Here is a 2,372-nt window from a genome sequence, read left to right as displayed (position 1 = left end):
GAGTTTTGATTATAGTATATGCAAAAGAGGAATACGATATTGCCGTATTCCTCTTATATTAGTGAAGTTTGTTATTTCTTTGTTCTCTTTTTAGCTTTTCTGGTGTTACATCATTGCCTTCTGGATCAATGATTTTGACACTTTTCAAGGTGTTCTTCATAGAAGAACGAAAACCTTTCAAGTACTCTTGACGGAGCTTTTGCTGTTCGGCTTTTTCTTCTTCTGTAATAACGCCAGCTTTTGCTTTAGCAGCAAGCTCATTAATTCTGGCAATTTTCGCGTTTGAAATCATGTTAAACTCCTTTATTTATTGCATTTTGTCTATATAGTACTAGATCAAAAAAAGTTTTACAACTGATTCACTCCGCTGTCTCTTCATTCTCTATGTATTCCTGAAAACGCCGGTGAACGGTTGCTTTAGAGACATCATAACCAAACCCTCTTAAGGTAGCCGCGATTTCAGCAAACGTCAGTTTATTCGCTCTCAGGCGGACGATCTCAGAGATTGGCACCTCTATTCTATCTTTTCCGCTGTTCTCGTGTTGGTTTTTTAAGTTTTTTTGCGGTTTAAAACCGTTTTTTACTGCACGCTTCATTCCCCGTTTGATTTTCATGTTGTGAATTTTACGTTGATACTCTTCCACAATGCTGACGATTTCCAACACCATTGAGTCAGCCTCCGATAACTCCAATTCACCTCTGTGTGCAGTTGTATAGACTTTCACATCTTCTCTGTAAATGCAATGAAGCAGTGCGATTTTTGCGTTTCCCCTTCCGAGCCTTGTCTCATCCTGAACCAAAATGACATCAATTCCAGCGTTCTTAATCTCATCAAGCAGCTCAAATACACCATCCCGATCCATTTCATATCCGCTGGCTTTTTCAGAAATCACTTTGACAACTTCCATGCCGTTCTCAGCTGCAATGGCCGCAAGCTCCTCCTCCTGCCGCTTTAACGACGTTTCCTGTTGTTCTTTATTTGTGCTTACGCGGGCATAAATGAGTGCTTTCATTTTTTCTATCTGTCCTCTCTATCTTACAGTTGCCAATTCATATGCATCTTGATGCTTCTTTTTCAATGGGATCACTAATTCATCACCCGGCTGGATATCAGACGTCTGAAGATGATTTTTATCAGCCACCCATTCGATAAAATCATTTTTATTTATCTTTTTTGTATCAGCTACCTGATCAGCAATTGACCAGAGTGTGTCCCCTTGCTGGACTTCTATTTTAACATACTGATTAAGCTCCTGGCCGCTGCTTGTATATGACAGCATCAGGATAACCGCGCTCAAAATCACTGTGAACAGACCGACAAAAATAATAGATTCTTTACTCATGATCATACCCCCGACAGGAATGTTTGTTCGCATTTTTATATTTTCAGTATATACGAACAAACGTTTCTGTCAATTGTTTTTTTCGAACCTATGTTTGTACTGTAAGGAAAATCATGCTATAATCTTCTTAAAATCGACGTTTTGAGGTGCGAAAAATGACGAAGCTATCAAAAAGGCAACTTGATATCCTCCGTTTTATTAAAGCAGAGGTTAAATCAAAAGGATATCCGCCTTCCGTGAGAGAGATCGGAGAGGCTGTCGGACTTGCGTCCAGCTCTACTGTCCACGGCCATTTGGCCCGATTGGAAACAAAAGGGCTGATCAGACGGGATCCGACAAAACCAAGAGCAATAGAAATTCTTGATGAAGAAGTAGACATTCCGCAAAGCCAGGTTGTTAATGTACCTGTCATTGGGAAAGTCACAGCGGGATCTCCCATTACAGCAGTTGAAAATATTGAAGAATATTTTCCGCTTCCTGACCGCATGGTTCCTCCAGACGAACACGTATTTATGCTGGAGATTATGGGAGACAGCATGATAGACGCTGGTATTCTCGATAAGGACTATGTCATCGTTAAACAGCAAAACACAGCGAACAATGGGGAAATTGTAGTTGCGATGACAGAAGATGATGAAGCTACGGTAAAACGTTTCTATAAAGAGGATACTCACATTCGCTTGCAGCCTGAGAACCCAACGATGGAACCCATCATTTTGCAGAATGTCAGCATTCTAGGGAAAGTAATTGGCGTGTTCAGAACGGTCCATTAATCTATTGATCTATCAGACGCATGAAATAACCCCCTCTTCCTTTACGGAGAGGGGGTTTGTTGTTCAAAAAAAGCAGGCTCGCTCTGACTTTTGGGTGCGAGCCTGAATAGGAGGAAAAAGAACATCATGTTTACACCATAATTATCCACTAAAAGATTGTTGAAGTCAAGAAATTTTCTTTCCTTCAGGAAACTTTTAATCAACACATGCATGTTTATAATATTAGACGCTACCTTCTTAAAAATGTTTCATTCTT

At 40.1% G+C, this 2,372-nt stretch carries 4 protein-coding genes; 1 reads left to right on the top strand and 3 read right to left on the bottom strand.

Annotation, left to right across the window (positions count from 1 at the left end; all coding sequences use genetic code 11):
* Window positions 1-58: 58 nt before the first annotated feature.
* The 3 genes from C1T29_RS11235 to yneA all read right to left on the bottom strand — a co-directional run bounded on the left by C1T29_RS11235 (window position 59) and on the right by yneA (window position 1,349).
* Window positions 59-292, bottom strand: coding sequence for a DUF896 domain-containing protein (locus C1T29_RS11235; protein WP_003231595.1), 234 nt, complete (start codon window positions 290-292; stop codon window positions 59-61).
* 67 nt (window positions 293-359) lie between these two features.
* Window positions 360-1,013 carry a YneB family resolvase-like protein gene (locus tag C1T29_RS11230; protein WP_103748734.1) on the bottom strand — a complete coding sequence of 218 codons (654 nt, stop codon included), beginning with the start codon at window positions 1,011-1,013 and terminating at the stop codon, window positions 360-362.
* 18 nt (window positions 1,014-1,031) lie between these two features.
* Entirely contained in the window at window positions 1,032-1,349 is a 318-nt protein-coding gene (yneA, locus tag C1T29_RS11225) for a cell division suppressor protein YneA (RefSeq protein WP_080478226.1), read from the bottom strand.
* 149 nt (window positions 1,350-1,498) lie between these two features.
* On the opposite strand from yneA, the gene lexA reads away from it, so the two are divergent.
* Complete coding sequence (gene lexA / locus C1T29_RS11220) at window positions 1,499-2,116, top strand: transcriptional repressor LexA (RefSeq protein ID WP_003238209.1); 618 nt, start codon at window positions 1,499-1,501, stop codon at window positions 2,114-2,116.
* Window positions 2,117-2,372 lie beyond the last annotated feature (256 nt).

It is taken from the genome of Bacillus sp. MBGLi79, from assembly GCF_002953915.1.
This window is presented reverse-complemented; position numbering and strand designations above follow the sequence as displayed.